This window comes from Clostridium sp. K04, from assembly GCF_019734375.1.
GTDB lineage: Bacteria > Bacillota > Clostridia > Clostridiales > Clostridiaceae > Clostridium > Clostridium saudiense.
Genome location: NZ_JAASHD010000058.1, coordinates 1 through 16779, shown reverse-complemented (window position 1 = coordinate 16779; position 16779 = coordinate 1). Strand labels below are relative to the sequence as shown.

At 26.6% G+C, this 16779-nt stretch carries 16 protein-coding genes; 12 read left to right on the top strand and 4 right to left on the bottom strand.

The features are described 5' to 3' along the window. Positions 1-81: 81 nt before the first annotated feature. Entirely contained in the window at positions 82-690 is a 609-nt protein-coding gene (locus tag HCG70_RS16340) for an ATP-dependent Clp protease proteolytic subunit (RefSeq protein WP_221698014.1), read from the bottom strand. A gap of 265 nt (positions 691-955) precedes the next feature. Here HCG70_RS16340 and HCG70_RS16335 point away from each other — a divergent pair, with 265 nt between their 5' ends. The 5 genes from HCG70_RS16335 (at position 956) to HCG70_RS16315 (ending at position 6593) form a co-directional block, all read left to right on the top strand. After that, entirely contained in the window at positions 956-1714 is a 759-nt protein-coding gene (locus HCG70_RS16335) for a MurR/RpiR family transcriptional regulator (RefSeq protein WP_154820507.1), read from the top strand. Continuing rightward, positions 1711-2463 carry a MurR/RpiR family transcriptional regulator gene (locus HCG70_RS16330; RefSeq protein WP_154820506.1) on the top strand — a complete coding sequence of 251 codons (753 nt, stop codon included), beginning with the start codon at positions 1711-1713 and terminating at the stop codon, positions 2461-2463. The genes HCG70_RS16335 and HCG70_RS16330 overlap by 4 nt, the downstream gene beginning before the upstream one ends. Before the next feature lie 139 nt (positions 2464-2602). After that, positions 2603-3448, top strand: coding sequence for a Cof-type HAD-IIB family hydrolase (locus HCG70_RS16325; protein WP_154820505.1), 846 nt, complete (start codon positions 2603-2605; stop codon positions 3446-3448). Between the two features lie 12 nt (positions 3449-3460). Next, the gene (locus HCG70_RS16320) at positions 3461-5125 is read left to right on the top strand and encodes an alpha-glucosidase (protein WP_154820504.1); all 1665 of its coding nucleotides are present in this window, start codon (positions 3461-3463) and stop codon (positions 5123-5125) included. A 22-nt stretch (positions 5126-5147) separates the two neighbouring features. Further along, the gene (locus HCG70_RS16315) at positions 5148-6593 is read left to right on the top strand and encodes a PTS transporter subunit EIIC (RefSeq protein WP_154820503.1); all 1446 of its coding nucleotides are present in this window, start codon (positions 5148-5150) and stop codon (positions 6591-6593) included. Positions 6594-6725: 132 nt separating this feature from the next. On the opposite strand, the gene HCG70_RS16310 is transcribed toward HCG70_RS16315, so the two are convergent. Together HCG70_RS16310 and HCG70_RS16305 are read right to left on the bottom strand one after the other, a co-directional pair. Further along, positions 6726-7385, bottom strand: a complete 660-nt coding sequence (locus tag HCG70_RS16310; RefSeq protein WP_154820502.1) for a TIGR04100 family radical SAM protein — start codon at positions 7383-7385, stop codon at positions 6726-6728. Positions 7386-7404: 19 nt separating this feature from the next. Beyond that, entirely contained in the window at positions 7405-8235 is an 831-nt protein-coding gene (locus HCG70_RS16305; RefSeq protein ID WP_055277339.1) for a pyridoxamine kinase, read from the bottom strand. Between the two features lie 478 nt (positions 8236-8713). Here HCG70_RS16305 and HCG70_RS16300 point away from each other — a divergent pair, with 478 nt between their 5' ends. The 6 genes from HCG70_RS16300 to HCG70_RS16275 all read left to right on the top strand — a co-directional run bounded on the left by HCG70_RS16300 (position 8714) and on the right by HCG70_RS16275 (position 14009). Then, positions 8714-9898 carry a M20 family metallopeptidase gene (locus HCG70_RS16300; protein ID WP_042400500.1) on the top strand — a complete coding sequence of 395 codons (1185 nt, stop codon included), beginning with the start codon at positions 8714-8716 and terminating at the stop codon, positions 9896-9898. Between the two features lie 20 nt (positions 9899-9918). Beyond that, complete coding sequence (locus tag HCG70_RS16295; protein ID WP_042400498.1) at positions 9919-10569, top strand: YafY family protein; 651 nt, start codon at positions 9919-9921, stop codon at positions 10567-10569. A gap of 121 nt (positions 10570-10690) precedes the next feature. Next, positions 10691-11449: a two-component regulator propeller domain-containing protein gene (locus tag HCG70_RS16290; RefSeq protein WP_221698013.1), complete on the top strand. Its 759-nt coding sequence runs from the start codon at positions 10691-10693 to the stop codon at positions 11447-11449. Between the two features lie 126 nt (positions 11450-11575). Further along, a complete protein-coding gene (locus HCG70_RS16285; RefSeq protein WP_221698012.1) occupies positions 11576-13423 on the top strand; it encodes a two-component regulator propeller domain-containing protein in 1848 nt (615 codons plus the stop codon). After that, complete coding sequence (locus HCG70_RS16280) at positions 13395-13646, top strand: hypothetical protein (RefSeq protein ID WP_042400487.1); 252 nt, start codon at positions 13395-13397, stop codon at positions 13644-13646. Before HCG70_RS16285 ends, HCG70_RS16280 begins: the two co-directional genes overlap by 29 nt. A 159-nt stretch (positions 13647-13805) precedes the next feature. Next, a complete protein-coding gene (locus tag HCG70_RS16275; protein ID WP_042400485.1) occupies positions 13806-14009 on the top strand; it encodes a cysteine-rich CWC family protein in 204 nt (67 codons plus the stop codon). Positions 14010-14082: 73 nt separating this feature from the next. Here the strand turns inward: HCG70_RS16275 and HCG70_RS16270 are convergent, their stop codons facing one another. After that, positions 14083-15807 (bottom strand): PAS domain-containing sensor histidine kinase, encoded by a 1725-nt coding sequence (locus HCG70_RS16270; protein WP_221698011.1) that lies wholly within the window; start codon positions 15805-15807, stop codon positions 14083-14085. Between the two features lie 197 nt (positions 15808-16004). On the opposite strand from HCG70_RS16270, the gene HCG70_RS16265 reads away from it, so the two are divergent. Beyond that, positions 16005-16715, top strand: a complete 711-nt coding sequence (locus HCG70_RS16265) for a LytTR family DNA-binding domain-containing protein (protein ID WP_042400480.1) — start codon at positions 16005-16007, stop codon at positions 16713-16715. Positions 16716-16779: the final 64 nt, after the last annotated feature.

The window sequence follows — 16779 nt, the reverse complement described above, 5'->3', positions numbered from 1 at the left end:
CAATTATTTTTTTGAAAATATAGAAAAAGAGCTATCGCTAGCGGATTTTTTTACCCGCTATTGCGACAGCTCCATTTATATTTAATCACAAAGATCAGAATGCTTTGAAATAATTTTATTAACTAATCCATATTCTAATGCTTCGGTAGAAGTTAACCAATAGTTTCTGTCAGTATCTTTATTAATCTTTTCTATAGGTTGATTAGTTGCTTCACTAATTAAATTATTAATTCTAGTGCGGACTCTAAGTATTTCTTTTGCTTCAATTCCAATATCAGTAGCAGGACCGTTAAATCCACCTAATGGTTGATGTATCATATATCTTGTATTAGGTAATGAATATCTATTTTCTTTTTCAGCGGCAAGATATATAGTTATTCCCGCGCTAGCTACCCAGCCTGTACCAATCATAATAACCTTTGGCTTAATAAATTTAATGACGTCATGTATTGTATCAGCAGATTCAACATGTCCACCCTGACTATTTATAAATATTTTAATTGGTTCATCGCTTAATTCTTCAAGAATTAATAGTTTAGTACATACCTTCTCAGCTAATTCTTGATTAATTTCACCAGAAATAAAAAGAGTTCTGGATTTTAATGATTTTTCTGTAAGTATACTAGAAAAATTTTTTGATTCTTCTTTGTATTTTTCATTATCATTTACAGTTTGATTATAATAAAACATTATGGTAACACCTTCTTATCAATTAATATTGTTTTACTAATTAATAATATATTACCTATAATAGGAAAATAGAAGTTTATAGACTATAATATTTGAGAAATATTCAAAATTTATTTTTAGTATAAATTAAGAAGTAGGGTATCTTTTTTAGGGCTTATGTGATTATAATTACTTATAAAATGTATAATTGTAAGTTGTAGTAATATTATAAATAAATATATAATTATATAAGAAAATTACTACAGTAATAACATAGAGGTAAGTTATGAAAATAGATGAATTAATAAATAAGAACTATGATAAGCTAACTCAAAATGATCATCAAATATTTAATTATATAATAAAAAATCAGCAAGAATGCAAGGAAATGACTTGTGAGCAAATCGCAGATAAATGTCATGTTTCAAGGACAACATTACTTAGATTTTGTCGGAAGTTAGATTTGAATTCATTTGCAGAATTAAAATATGTATTGAAATTATCGGATTCTGAAGTATATGAAAATACAAATTTAGATATAGAAGAAGCATGTCAAACATATCATAAAATAATAGATGAAATAAAAGAGCATCAATATAAAAATGTGTGCTCATTAATATATAATGCAGAAACTATCTACATATATGGGACAGGCAATGCTCAAAAAGCAGAGGCAGAAGAATTTAAAAGAATATTTTTATCAGCAGGAAAATGTGTTATAGATTTATTTGATTTAGGTGAAGTACAGTTTATGCAAAATAAATTTGCGGATAAAGACTTATTTGTAATTGTATCACTTTCAGGAGAAACAGCAGAAGGAATTCAAATATTAAAAGCTATTGAAAGTACGAAAATAAAGACATTATCAATAACTCGTTTTGAAAATAATACAATTGCAAGAATATGCAAGGACAATCTTTATGTATCAACAAAGATGCTACATGGATTACAAAATTTATCTTATGAAATGACAGCAGCTTTTTATGTGCTCTTAGATATATTATTTGTAAACTATCTTGAGTATACTAGGGAGAATAAGAGATGAATATAGAAGAATTAATGAATATATATTATAGTAATTTAAATGAAAATGATAAGTTAATATGCAAATATATAATAAATAATAAAAACACTTGTTATAAGCTTTCTATAGATGAATTTGCAGCAAGGTGTAATGTATCAAATACCACGTTATTCCGTTTTGCAAAGAAAATTTCTCTACCTGGCTTTAGTGAGTTAAAGGCTAGATTGCGCCTTGAAGTAGAAGATAAAAGTAATGAATGGATAGACTTTTTAGGCACTGTTACTGATAGTTATCATAAGATGGTTGAAGATATTAAAAATCGTGATTGTACTAGTATATTTAATAAAATGTATAAAGCTAAAAGAATTATTGTATATGGTAGTGGATATGCACAAGCTAGGGTTGTTAGTGAGTTTAAGAGAATATTTCTACCTACCCAAAAAACTATTTTTAATATGCATGGATATGATATGGTTGAGGCTGTTGGAACATTAGCAAATGAAGATGACTTTGTAATTATTATTTCTCTTTCTGGAGAATCAAAGGGAGTAATTAAGGTTGCAAAAGACTTAAGATTAAAAGGAGTTCCAACTTTATCTATAACAAGGATGATGAATAATACTTTAGCAGCTTCATGTGAAGAAAATCTTTATATAAATTCAATAGCATTACCAAAGGAATATATTTTAGATTATGAAATATCAACTCCATACTTTATTTTAATTGAATTGTTATTTTTAAAGTATCAAAAATATTTAGCTCAAATATAAGTAATATTTTTATGTACATATTTTCAGTAAATGAAATAATGTGCAGAGTATGGACATATTTTTTAAAAGAGGCAACATTATTGATTGCTTCTTTTTTATTTGATACTATAGCTTTGACAGTAAAAGAGAGGAGCAGGATATGTATCGAATACTATTTTTTGATATTGATGGTACTTTAAGAGATGAAGCTTATGGAATACCTGAGACTGCTAAGACTGCGGTAAATATATGTAAGGAAAAAAACTATTATATTTGCTTATGTACAGGTAGAACTATTGGAACAATAACAGAAGACGTATTAGCTTTAAATGTGGATGGAGTTATTGCTGGTGGAGGATCTCATATTGAGTTTCATAAGAAACTTATTAAAAAATCTTTCTTTAAGGAGGAGAAAGTTAGAGCGGTAAATATTTATTTGAAAGATAAAAATGATGATATCGCTTTTACATTTGAAACAGATGATATCGTTTTTATGAATAAAGAAGCAGTAAAGATACTAACTTCTCTTAATGAGGAAAAGTTTAAATCATTAACAGATAAACAAATGCAATTTATTGAAGAACATCAAAAGATAGTTTATGAAGAAAATATACACAGATTCAATGAAAAACTTCACAGGGTTAATAAGATTTGCTTGTGGGCAAGTGAAGAGATATTTGAAGAAATAAAGAACATTTTTTCAGGAGATGAAATACAGTTAGCTCAAAGTTTTAGATTTGACTTTCGTAATTACTATGAAATAATTCAAAGTGATTGTAATAAGGGGGAAGCTATACTAGATTTGTGTAATCATTTAGATATTCCTATAGAAAAAACTATAGCTTTTGGAGATGGAAGAAATGATATAGATATGCTAAAGACAGTGGGTACAGCTATTGGAGTTAAGGGTGGAAATGAGGAAATATTTCAGTATGTTACTTCAATTTGTGAAGAGCCAATGAAAGATGGAATTTATTTAGAATTAAAGAGAAGAAATATTATATAAAGGAGTGTAGTTGTGAATAGACAATGGTGGCAAAAAGAAATTGTTTATCAAATATATCCAAAAAGCTTTAATGATAGCAATGGAGATGGAATTGGTGATATAAAAGGAATAACGGAAAAGTTAGGTTACTTAAGTGATTTAGGAGTAACAATGCTTTGGATTTGTCCAATATATAAATCACCTATGGATGATAACGGGTATGATATAAGTGATTATTTTGATTTAGCACCTGAATTTGGGATAATGGAAGATTTAGATGAGCTTATTGAGAAAGCTAGTGAAAAGGGAATAAAAATAATTCTTGATTTAGTTATAAATCATACATCAGATGAGCATAAGTGGTTTGAAGAGGCTATTAGGAATCCGGAAAGTAAGTACCATGACTACTATATATTTAAAGAGGGAGAAGAAGTGCCAAATAACTGGAGATCAGTATTTGGGGGGAGTGTTTGGGAAAAGGTTAACGGAAGAAATGAATATTACTTCCATGCGTTTGGTAAGAAACAACCTGATTTAAACTGGGAAAATGAAGAAGTTCGTAAAAGTTTATATGATATGGTTAATTATTGGTTAGAAAAGGGGATTGCTGGGTTTAGAATAGATGCAATTACATTTATAAAAAAGGATTTAACATATAAAAGTTTAGAAGCTGATGGAGTTGATGGATTAGTTAAATGTACAAAAACATCTAGAAATCAACCAGGTATAGAAAAGTTTTTACATGAGCTTAAAAGAGAAACTTTTAATAAGCATAATTGTGTTACAGTAGCTGAAGCGCCAGGGGTAGGTTATGATGAGCTTGATGATTTTATTGGAGAAGATGGTTATTTTTCAATGATATTTGATTTTAAATATGCTGATTTAGATATTGCATCTGGTAGTGAGTGGTTTAAAAGAGTACCATGGACGGTTAAGGATTTAAGAGAAAGAATAATGGCAAGTCAAATGGCTATTCAAGAATATGGATGGAGCGCAAACTTTATTGAAAACCATGATCAACCAAGATCAACAACAAAATATTTATTAGAACAACAAAATAATAAAGAGGCCATTAAAATGCTTGGAGCTATGTATTTCTTATTAAGAGGAACTCCATTTATATATCAAGGTCAAGAGCTTGGAATGACAAACTTTGAAAGAAAATCAATAGATGAATTTAATGATATTTCAAGTATTGATCAATATTATAGATCAATTCAAGAAGGACTTAGTGAAGAGGAGGCTTTAAAAGTTATAAATCTAAGAAGTCGCGATAATTCTAGAACTCCATTTCCTTGGAACTCCTCAGAGTATGGTGGATTTTCAAAAGTAAAGCCATGGCTTGGAATGATAGAAAATTATAAAGAGATAAATGCAGAGGCTCAAGTTGGACAAGACGATAGTATATATGAATTCTATAAAAAGATGATAGATTTTAGACAAAATAGTATTTATTCAGAGTGTCTAATTTATGGGAATATTACCGCAATAGATACAGAAAATGATGAGGTAATTGCATATACTAGAAAAGATGGAAATGAAACTATATATTGTTATTTTAATTTTAGTCAAAATAAAGTTTTTGAACCTTTAAATATAAAATCTAAAAAAGTTATTTTTAATAATCTTAAAGAAGTAGATATTAGTGAGGATGGTATAATTTTAAAACCAAATCAAGCTTTACTAATTACTATTTAATAAAATGGGAAGAGGTGTAATAATGAGTAATAAATATTTAAATATTGCTGAAGAGGTTATAAAGGTAGTGGGGAAAGATAATATTCTTTCCGTTACCCACTGTGCTACAAGATTACGTTTAATCGTAAAGGATCATGATTTAATTAATGATGAAGAAGTAGAGAAAATAGATGAAGTAAAAGGTGTTTTTTATACTTCAGGACAATATCAAATTATTTTAGGCACTGGAATAGTTAATAAGGTTTATGCAGAAATTCAAAAATTGGGTTTAAAAACTATGAGTAAGCAAGAACAAGATGCAGTTGTTAAGGACAATGAAAAGGGTTTAAAAAGATTAATGAGAATATTGGCTGATATATTTGTACCTATAATTCCAATTATAGCAGCAACGGGACTTTTCTTAGGACTTAAAGGTGTTGTGTTTAATGATTCGATACTTGCTTTATTTGGAGCATCAAGTGCCGGAATACCTGAGTCACTTCAAGCTTTAGTTTCAGTACTTACTGATACAGCATTTGCTTTCTTACCCGCTATAATTTGTTGGTCAGCATTTAGAGTTTTTGGCGGAACTCCTGTAATCGGTATAGTAATCGGTTTAATGCTTGTATCACCAATATTACCTAATGCTTATTCAGTTGCAGATCCTAGTAGTGGTATTGAAGCGTTAAGATTATTTGGTATTCCTATAGTAGGATGTCAAGGTAGTGTTATTACAGCAATCATTACTGGATTTTTAGGTGCTACTCTTGAAAAGAAATTAAGAAAAGCAATGCCTAATGTTTTAGATTTAATATTTACTCCATTTATCGTTATGTTAGTTATGTTAGTAGTTGTTTTCCTTGGTATAGGACCAATAATGCATAATATTGAACTTGGTATGGTTGGAATGATAGAGAACTTAATTAAATTACCTTTTGGTATAGGGGGATTTGCTATTGGTGTTATTTACCCATTATCAGTTTTAACAGGATTACATCATACTTTTGTAATGATAGAAACGTCATTACTTGCCAATACTGGATTTAATCCGCTTATTACACTATGTGCAATGTATGGATTTGCAAATGTTGGCGTATGTTTAGGATTTGCTTTAAGAAGTAAAAATGAAAAGATTAAAGCTACAAGTATAGGTGCTATGCTTTCTCAGTTATTTGGTATAAGTGAGCCAGTATTATTTGGTTTATTAATTAGATATAAATTTAAACCTTTATATGTAACATTAATAACTTCAGGTGTGGGTGCAGCACTTTTATCAATATTTAATATTAAATCTAATTCTTATGGATTAGCAGTTGTACCATCATATTTAATGTATATTTATGAAGGAAAACAATTACTATTTTATACATTAATATCATTAGGCTGCATAGCAGTGGCATTTTTATTAACTTGTGCTTTTGCGATACCAAAGGAACTTACAAAGAAAGAGGAAATTATAACTTATAAAAATAAGGAACAAATTATATAGAAAATTATAAATAAGGTGCATTCTGCTTTGAATGTACCTTATTTAATATTACATATATAAAGTTAAAAAAGTGAATCCTTGATAAATAAAAGTAATGAGATAAAGTTCTTTTATCCTATTACTTACAATATTTTATTCAAAAGGTCTAACTCTTAATTTTATACCTAAATCATCACATACTTTTTGGCTAGTCTTAATATCATCTTCACCAATACAATCAACTACAGTAAATACAACGTTTGGAATATAAGATTTGCATGATACTGCAAATTTTTTCATAGCTTCGTAAGATTCAATTCCAAATTTATTCTTAGTTATTTCATAAAATTCTTCAGCAGTTGGAGCATTAAGACTAATTGAAACTGTATCAATTAAATCTTTTAATAAAGGTGCAATTTCTTTTTTGTTAATTAAGTCGCCCAATCCGTTAGTATTTATCCTTGTTGGCATATTTGAATTTCTTTTCTTTATATATTTTGAAATTTCAATTATTGCATCTAATCTTTCTGTTGGTTCTCCAAAACCACAGAAGATAATTTCATCATAAAGGCTAATATCTATAGATTCAAACTCAGCAATTACTTCTTCAATTGTTGGTTCCTTTTGAAGCCATAAGCTATTAGTTTCAGCCATTTTTTTTGTCGTTCTTAAACAAAATGTACAGGCACAGGGACAACGATTAGTTAAATTCACATAAATATTTTTCTTTATTCCCCTTGCTTCCATTTCATCAATAGTTATATTTTTTAAGCTTATAAAATTACCCTTATCACTAGTATATAAAATAACCATTTAAACACATCCTTTTATATTATTTTAATTCAGTTAAAAATTCTTCAAAACAAACACCATAGCTTCCAGGTAAGTTTAAATCAGTAGTAAACTTTAATGATTTACTAATAAAGCTCGTAGCCTTTTCAACCGAAGACACAAAATCTTCTCCTTTAACAATACTAGCTGATACAATAGAGGAAAAAACATCACCGGTGCCTGAACGATCGCCACCTATTTTTTCAACCTTTATAATTTTAAAAGGTTTATCAGTTTCAAATATAAAGTTTTCTATTGCTCCTTGTCTTTGTAAACCTGTAATTACTATTTTGCTTGGACCTTCAAGTGATAATCTTTCACATAAAGAATATAATTCTTCATGAGTTGGAGTTTCATTGGGATAAGGTAAGTCTAATAATCTACAAAGCTCAGTAAGATTAGGTGTTAAAACATCTGCATATTTTATTAAGTTTTGCATCTCTTTGCACATTTCATCTGTATAAGTGGAATAAAGTTTTCCATAATCACCCATAACGGGATCGATTAAAACTATATTATCTTTTGTTTTAAATTTTTCTAAAAATTCTATTACTATTTTTATTTGCTCTTTTGATCCTAAAAATCCAGTACAAATTCCATCAAAATTTAATCCTAGAGTTTCCCAATTATTTACATACTCTCTCATTTTAGGAGTATAATCTTCAAAGAAAAAATTATTGAATCCAGTATGATTAGATAGGATTGCTGTTGGTATAAAACAACATTGAACTTTAAGTGCTGAGATAATAGGTAAAGAAACTGCTATAGAGCATCTACCAAAGCCAGTTATATCATTTATAAGCGCTATTTTTTTCTGATTAAATCCCCTCATTTTTTTCACATCCTTTAAGTAATAATTATAAAAGAAGAGTATAGGAAAATCAATTTTAAAAGCTTTGTAACGATACAATATTGAAGTTACAAAGCTTATTAATTGATATTATATTAGAGTATTACTATCTATTTATATTTTTTATTATTAAGATATTTTTGTAGGAAATTTCATAAGTAATATAAATATTATAGGGGATTTTTTGTAAAGTGATAAAAGAAATTACTAATAATGACATAAAGTATTATTTTAAAGATAGAGTATTTGATGAATAAGTTTGAAATAATATATTTAAAAATAGATAAGATGGAGTAAACTTATGTTGTACAGTATATTAAAAGTACTATAAAAAATAATTTATATGTAAAATTTTTTTTAATAAAAAAATACGACTACAAATGTCGTATTTAAGGAATATTATATATAGTGAAAATGAATTAATGCATAAAAAGATTTTAATTTATAAGGAAGTGTAGACATGAATAAATTTATGGAACAAGCAAATTTAATAAAGGATGATATCGTAGAATTTAGAAGAACCATCCATAAAAATCCAGAGGTTGGGGATAAATTGCCTAAAACTAAAGCTTATGTAATGGATAAGTTAAAGGAGTTTGGTTATGAGCCAGAAGAGATATGTGAAAGTGGTATAGTTGCTACAATTAAAGGAAATAAGCCAGGTAAAACATTTTTACTAAGAGCAGATATGGATGCGCTACCAATGGCAGAAGCTACTGAATGTGATTTTAAATCAAATAATGGATGTATGCATTCTTGTGGACACGATATGCATACAGCAATGCTTTTAGGTGCAGCAAAATTACTTAGACAAAATCAAGATGAGATAGAAGGAACTATTAAACTAGTATTCCAACCAGATGAAGAAGGATTTACTGGAGCTAAAAAGATGTTAGCGGCAGGCGTACTTGAAAACCCTAAGGTTGATGCAGCTATGGCAATGCACGTACATTCTTCTACACCATCTAATGTTGTATTATGTGGTTTAGGAACTAGTATAGCTGGATGTAATAGATTCAGAATAGTTGTAAATGGAACAGGATGCCATGGAGCTATGCCAGAACTTGGGGTAGATCCAATAAATATAGCAGCACACATATATATATCTTTACAAGAAATTATTGCAAGAGAAATATCAGCTACAAAACCAGCAGTTGTAACAATAGGAAAATTTGTAGGGGGAGAAGCACCTAATATAATACCTGGAGAAGTTGTTATGGAAGGTACAATAAGAGCTTTAGATAAAGAAGTTGGAGAATTTATATTTGATAGAATGAAGGATATAGTGGAATCTACAGCTAAGATGTTTAGAGGAGAAGCTAAATTAATAGAATTATCATCAGTACCACCATTAACAAATGATACTGAACTAGCTAAGGAAGTTACTTCTTATGTAAAAGACTTAGTTGGTGAAAAGGCTGTGTGCTTATTTGAAGGTGGAGGAATGGGATCAGAAGATTTTGCATCTTATTCATATGAAGTACCAAGTGTTTATCTTATGTTAGGTGCTGGTACTAAGCAAGAAAATCCATTATATGGTGAACCAATGCATAATGAAAAAGTTGTATTTAACGAAGATATATTAGTTACTGGAGCCGCTATGCATACATATTGTTCTATTATGTGGCTAAAAAATAATAAATAAGAAATTGAATAGCAATAATTATGAGATTATTGGAAATTTTATTTTATTTATTAAGAAGTAGTTCTAAAGTTACAATTAAGGAACTTGCTACAGTTTACAATGTATCACCTAGAACGATTCAAAGAGATTTAGATAAATTATCAGTATTAGGTATTCCTATAATAATATATAGGGGGAAAAATGGCGGAGTTATTATAGACGGAGATTATGTAATAAACAGACAAATATTAAGAAATAATGATTATGAAAAGCTAATGTTTTCAATATATATTTCTGAAAATATAAGTAAGGATATAGAAGAGGCAAATTTAATTGATAGGTTTAAAATTTTAGATAAGGGTAACTCGACAAAAGCTCTAGAAAAATTAAAGGAGCATTTTATAGTAGATTTATATGATGAAAAGTTTGATGCTGAAAGTAATATATGTAAGGAAATTGATAAAGCTTTAGAAAATAAGAATTATATAGAGATAGATAGTAAAAAAGGTAAAATAACTTTACTTCCAATTTCTTATGTTTTAAGAAAAGAAGGACTATGTTTATATGGATATAATGAAGAATATAAATTACTTTTAATAAAAGACATATATAATGTTGTAGTTATAAATAAAAAATGTAAAGCTAACATAATTGATTATAGAATAAATAAAAAAAATATCAAAATAGTATAAAAATATGAAAAATAAGACATTAAATGTCTTATTTTTTTATTATCATTATAATTATTGGAATAATTATGAAAATGTAATGGTATTCAGTAGAAAGTGATGGTAAAAGTTGAGACTGATATAAATGAAAAGAAACATAAAAAAAATAATATTATTTATTATGGTATTTTTTAATTTATTAATTAAATACAATGTAGTTTATGCTGATAAAATAGAACTTTGTAATGAATCAACTGTACAGGAAAATAAAATAAATTTCAAAAATTTAACTGTAAGTGATGGATTATCAAGTAATCTTATAACAGATATTTATCAAGATTCTATAGGCTATATTTGGATAGGTACAGAGGATGGATTAAATCAATATAATGGTAATATGGTAGTGAAATATTCTTATGAAAATAATACTGAAAACAGTATTGCATCACCACATATTACAAGTATAAATGAAGATAGACATAAGAATATATGGGTTGGGACAGATTATGGATTAAATATTATCAACAGAGATAGAGATAAGATAATAAGAATAGGAGCGGAAGAAGGTAAGGACTCTGAATTATCTAATGGGGATATAACAACGATATATAGGGATAGTAATGATACCATGTGGATTGGAACTAAATATGGATTAAATAAATATGATGAGGTTAATAATAGATTTATAAAGTATTATTCAGATGGTAGCAATAGTAGCATAACTAATAATTACATAACTGACTTACAAGAGGATGATTTTGGATACTTGTGGATATCGACTATAGATGGAATAGCTGTTATGAATTTAAATACAAATTCTATATATAATAGCAAAAATGAAAATGATAAATTAGAATATGTATATGAAATAGATAAAAATTGTAAAGGAGAAATATGGATATAAGCTAAAAGTGGTATATTTAAAGTAATAAATATAGATTATGAAACAGGAAGTTTTAACGTTGATATTAGAATAGAAACAGAATCATATAATAATGTAACCCAATTATTACATAAAAGCAATGGAGATATGTGGCTTTCAGAAGGAAATGGGTTAATAAGATATATTATAAGTAGTAATAAAATAAAGATATATAATGCGGCACCTAATTATTTGTTGAGTAATTCAATAACATGTTTATATGAAGATAGAAGTGGAGTGCTATGGGTAGGTACTAATAAGGGAATTAGTATATTAAATATAGAGCAGCAATTTAGTAATACAATAAATAATATATTAAATAAATATGGAATATATGAAAGTAGTATAACAACATTTTGGGAAGATGATAATAACGATTTATGGATAGGAACTGATGAAAATGGATTAATTAAGTTTGATATATCTGAAAATGATATGGTGAGATTTGTTTTTGATGAAAATGACATTTATTCTTTATTAAGTAATAAAATTAAGTGTATATTAGAAGGAAGGAACAATAATATAATAATATTAACTAAGTTTAATATTAAAGAAGAAAGCTTTATTAATTATTATGAGCAAGATGGATTAGCTAATGATTATATAAATAGTATAATTATAGATAATAGTGAGAATATATGGATTGGAACAAGTGATGGATTAAGTAAATTTATTATTAATGAGAATAGATTTGTAAGATTTACTGAAGTAGATGGATTATGTGGAAATCAATTTAATAAAAGAGCTGCATATAAGACAAAAAGTGGACAACTATTATTTGGGACAACTAAAGGAGTAGTTTCATTTAATCCTGACAATATAGAGGAAATATCGGTTAAAGAAGATAAAGTAGTTTTAGATTCATTATGGATAAATAAAAAGTTAGTTATTAATGATGGAGAAGAAATGGAACTTAATTATAACGAAAATAATATATCTATTTCATATTTTCTTCCTGATTATACAAAGATAGGTGTAATAACTTATTTATACAAGATGGATGGAGTAAATGAAGAGTGGAATGTTGGTTCTACAGAGGGGTATACAATTTATACCATGTTAAAGCCAGGTAAGTATACATTTAGAGTAAAGGCTGTTAATAGTGATGGAAGTTTTACAGAGGAATCTACTATACCATTTATTATAAAAAAGCCATTCTGGAGATCAAGTATTGCATATTGTATATATATCAGTTTGGCATTAATAATAACTATTTGTATATTATATAGAGTTAAATTTATGAAAAGATTAATAGATAATCAAACAAAAGAAATAAATCGTCAGCTTGAGGAAAATAAAAGGCTTTATGAAAGAAATATTAGAAATGAAAAATTTAAAAATGATTACTTTGTTAATTTATCACATGAATTAAGAACACCATTAAATATAATTTTATCTGTGCTTCAATTATTAAATTCCTTAGAGGAGAAGGGAAATATAACTAGGGAGAAAGCTTTGTACTATATAGATGTAATAAAGAAAAGCTCTAATAGTTTATTAAGTATAATAAATGATATTATAGATAGTTCTAAGATAGAATCTGGTGCTTATAAAATAAGTAAACAAGAAAATATTGATATAGTATATTTAGTAGAAGAAACTGCATTAAATATGAGTGAGTATATTAACAATAAGGGAATTGAATTAATAATTGATCCAGAAATTGAAGAATTACCAATATGTTGTGATTCAAAGGAAATAGAGAGATGTGTTGGTAACCTTATTGGAAATGCAGTTAAGTTTACAGAAAAAGATGGGAAAATTAAAGTTTTAATTAAAGAGCAAGATAATACTGTAAGTATTTCTATTGAAGATAATGGTCTTGGAATATCTAAGGATGATCAAGAATTTATATTTAAGAGATTTGAGCAAGGTGGTAATGTTAATTTATTGTATTGGGAGTCCTATTATAGGAATAATATTTACTATGAGTGGATATTATCAGGCCATTGGTAAAAATATTTATGCAAATATAATATCTATAGGAAGAGGGTTTGTATTTCAATTTATATTTACAGTAGTGTTGCCTCCTTTTATAGGAACTACCGGGGTATTTTTATCATTGCCTTTAGCTGAATTAATAACATTTATAATCTTAGGTGTTATAGTATTAATAGAATCACGTAAAAAGTCTATAACTTTGTTAAAAAATAAAAGTATATTGATAAATGTACCATAAAATTTATATGTGCATTCAGTAAATGTTTTTGTTTGCTGTTGAGAAGAGGCTTTATTTATATATTAATATGCATATAATAATTAATTATTAAGTATATTTAATAATTAATATGTTTATTATTAAATTATATTAGTAGAAATAAAAAGGAAGATGAAGATAATGAAAGTTGATAAAAGTATTTGCCCTATTTGTGGAAATCCCAATAATTGTGGATATGAAAATGGATTAACTCATGAAGGATGCTGGTGTGAAAAAATTAAAGTTCCTAAAGAGTTAAGAGAACAAATACCAGCAGAGTTAAGGGGAAAGGCGTGTATTTGCAAAAAATGCATAATGGAATATAAAGAAAAATTTAATAAGTAATTATATTTTACGGTATCTTTATTAAAAATAAAGATACCGTTTTTAGATATAAATATAATTTAATTAGACAATATTATATTGAATATATATCTGAAAATTCTATATTACATTTTTCAATTTTTGATGAAGGTGTACTTTGATTTAAAGTATCAAATTTTTCGCTATTAGTTAATTTTATTGGTAAATAAAAAATGAATTCTGCACCATTTTTAAAGTTAGGGTTGGCCCATATTTCACCACCATGCAATTCTATAAAGGATTTACACAAGAATAATCCAATTCCAGTTCCTTGATTTTTTTTTGTAAACAACTCATCACTTTGAATAAATCTGCTAAAGATTTTCTTAGAATCTGATACAGAAATTTCAGGGCCATTATTTTGAACATGAACAAAAAGTTTTTTTGATTCATAATCTGTAAAAATTTTAACTTTGATTTTTCCATTACTATCTGTAAATTTTAAAGAATTCGAAATTAGATTTAGTATGACTTTTTCTATTTTATCAGGATCGCATGAAAGAAAGACTTCTTCTTCATCAGTATCAAAGATTATTTCTTTATTGTTTTGTTCTAAATAATCGCATGTTGATAATACTATATTTTCGATTATGTTTATTATATTGCAATTAACTAATGTTAAATCAGTAAAATTATTTTCTAGCTTGCTACTATCTAGTACGTTATTGACAAGTCTTAATAATCTATAAGAGTTTTGTTTTAAAATATTTAAATATTTTAAAAGTGTATCGTTATCGATTTCACAGTTATCAGATAGTAGTTTTAGAAGCAATTGAATACTTGAAAGTATAATATTAATTGGAGTCTTAAACTCATGAGAAAGAGTAGCAAAGTAATTCATTTTACTTAAAAGTATCGAAGGAGAATATTCAACTGAATTAATCATATTTTTCTTAAAAACATACTTTTCAAACTCGTTTGTTACGTTAAAGCTTACTAAAAGTGAACTTAAATTGTCACATATGTCTTTAATGAGTCCTTCATTGTTTATTTGGTATTTAGTAATATTATCATAATTTATATGCAGTATGCCTATTACCTTATTTGCAAAGCATAATGCTTTAACTATAAATGATGAGGTATTTTTAGTAGTATATTCTTTTTTATAATATTTAGAAAGAATTGAATTTATATATTTATAGCGTTTAAATGAATTCGTTTTATTATCAATTTTTGATAATAGAGGTTCATCAACTTTAATAGTTATATTTTCATAAAAAATATTTTCGTTAATAGTGGATGAAGCATATGAGTTAATTACTGAATTATCACTATTAAATAGGAATATGTTTACATTCGAAGCTGCAAGTATAGTACATAAGTTATTTAATATTTCAATTATGAAATCTGAGTAGTTATTTTGGTTATCAATGTTAGTTTTTTTATATGTAATTTTTTTGAAGTCAATATTTGTTGTACTGTTTATATCTAGAGGTCTTGAAACAGTAACAACATTTTTTGAGTTAAGTAATGGAATTTTATAAACACTAAAAGGTGTATTTTGCGTTTTGTTTATGCCATATTCCTCTGTAAGTAAGGGAATTCCATTTTCTAAAGTTTTTTTATCAGATCTCAGATTTTTGTATGCTTCTCTACCATCTTTTAAATCAAAATCAGTTTTACCTATAATAGAGTCTTTTTCTAATGCGGAAATATCTGCAGCAAATTTATTAGTATAAATATATTTTCCTTCTTTATCTTTTATATAAATGCTACAGGGTAAAGAATCTAAAATAGTTTCTAAATCTTCTATAGTGTATAAGCGTTTAGTATCTATCATTAGTACCTCCATTCAGTTAATTAATGCATTTTACAAATAATGTAACACAAAAATACATGAATTTATCCTTTTATTAATAAAAGGACTATTTATGTACATAAATGGCAAGATAATATAATGAATTTTTATTGAAAATATAATGTGAATTGATATAATATACAAGACTATATTTAAGAATTATGCTTTATGGGGGTAAAATGTTTAAAATAGCTATATGTGAAGATGATAAATATCAAATTGATATTAACAAACTTTTAATAAATAAGTGGGCAGAAAAAAAAGAAATTTCACTTAGTATAAGGTCTTTTCTTTCAGCTGAAGAATTTATTATTAAGAATGAAAGTATTATAGAATATGACTGTATAATAATAGATGTAGGATTAAAAAAGATAAATGGAATAGAGCTAGCAAAAATAATAAGAGAAAATAATAAAGATGTTAGTATTATTTTTATTAGTGGATTAGAGCAATATATATCATATGGATATGATTTTGAAGCTATACATTATTTACTTAAGCCGGTAAACGAAGAAAAATTTTTAGTTTGTTTGGATAAAGCATGGAAGAAAAAGTGTTCATATAAAAAAGAAAAAGATATCATTACTATTAAGAGATTTGGTGATATTATAAATTTAAAATTTGACGATATAGCATATTGTGAATCTTATCAACATTATATAGAAATTAATACTAAGGATAGTAAAGTAATAGTTAAAAAGAAAATATCTGATTTAGAAAAAGAATTAGATGGAAATTTATTCATTAGAACTCATAGATCTTATATAGTAAATATTTCATATACAAAAGAGATAAAGAAGAATAGTATAATATTAAAAAATAACATTGAAATTCCAATTAGTAAAATGAAAAAGAATAAAGTAAAAGAGTTTTATTTTAAATATTTTTAAAGATATAAAAACTCATATTTTATAAAATTATAGTAAAGTATGAGCTTTTATTTCTGAATGTAAT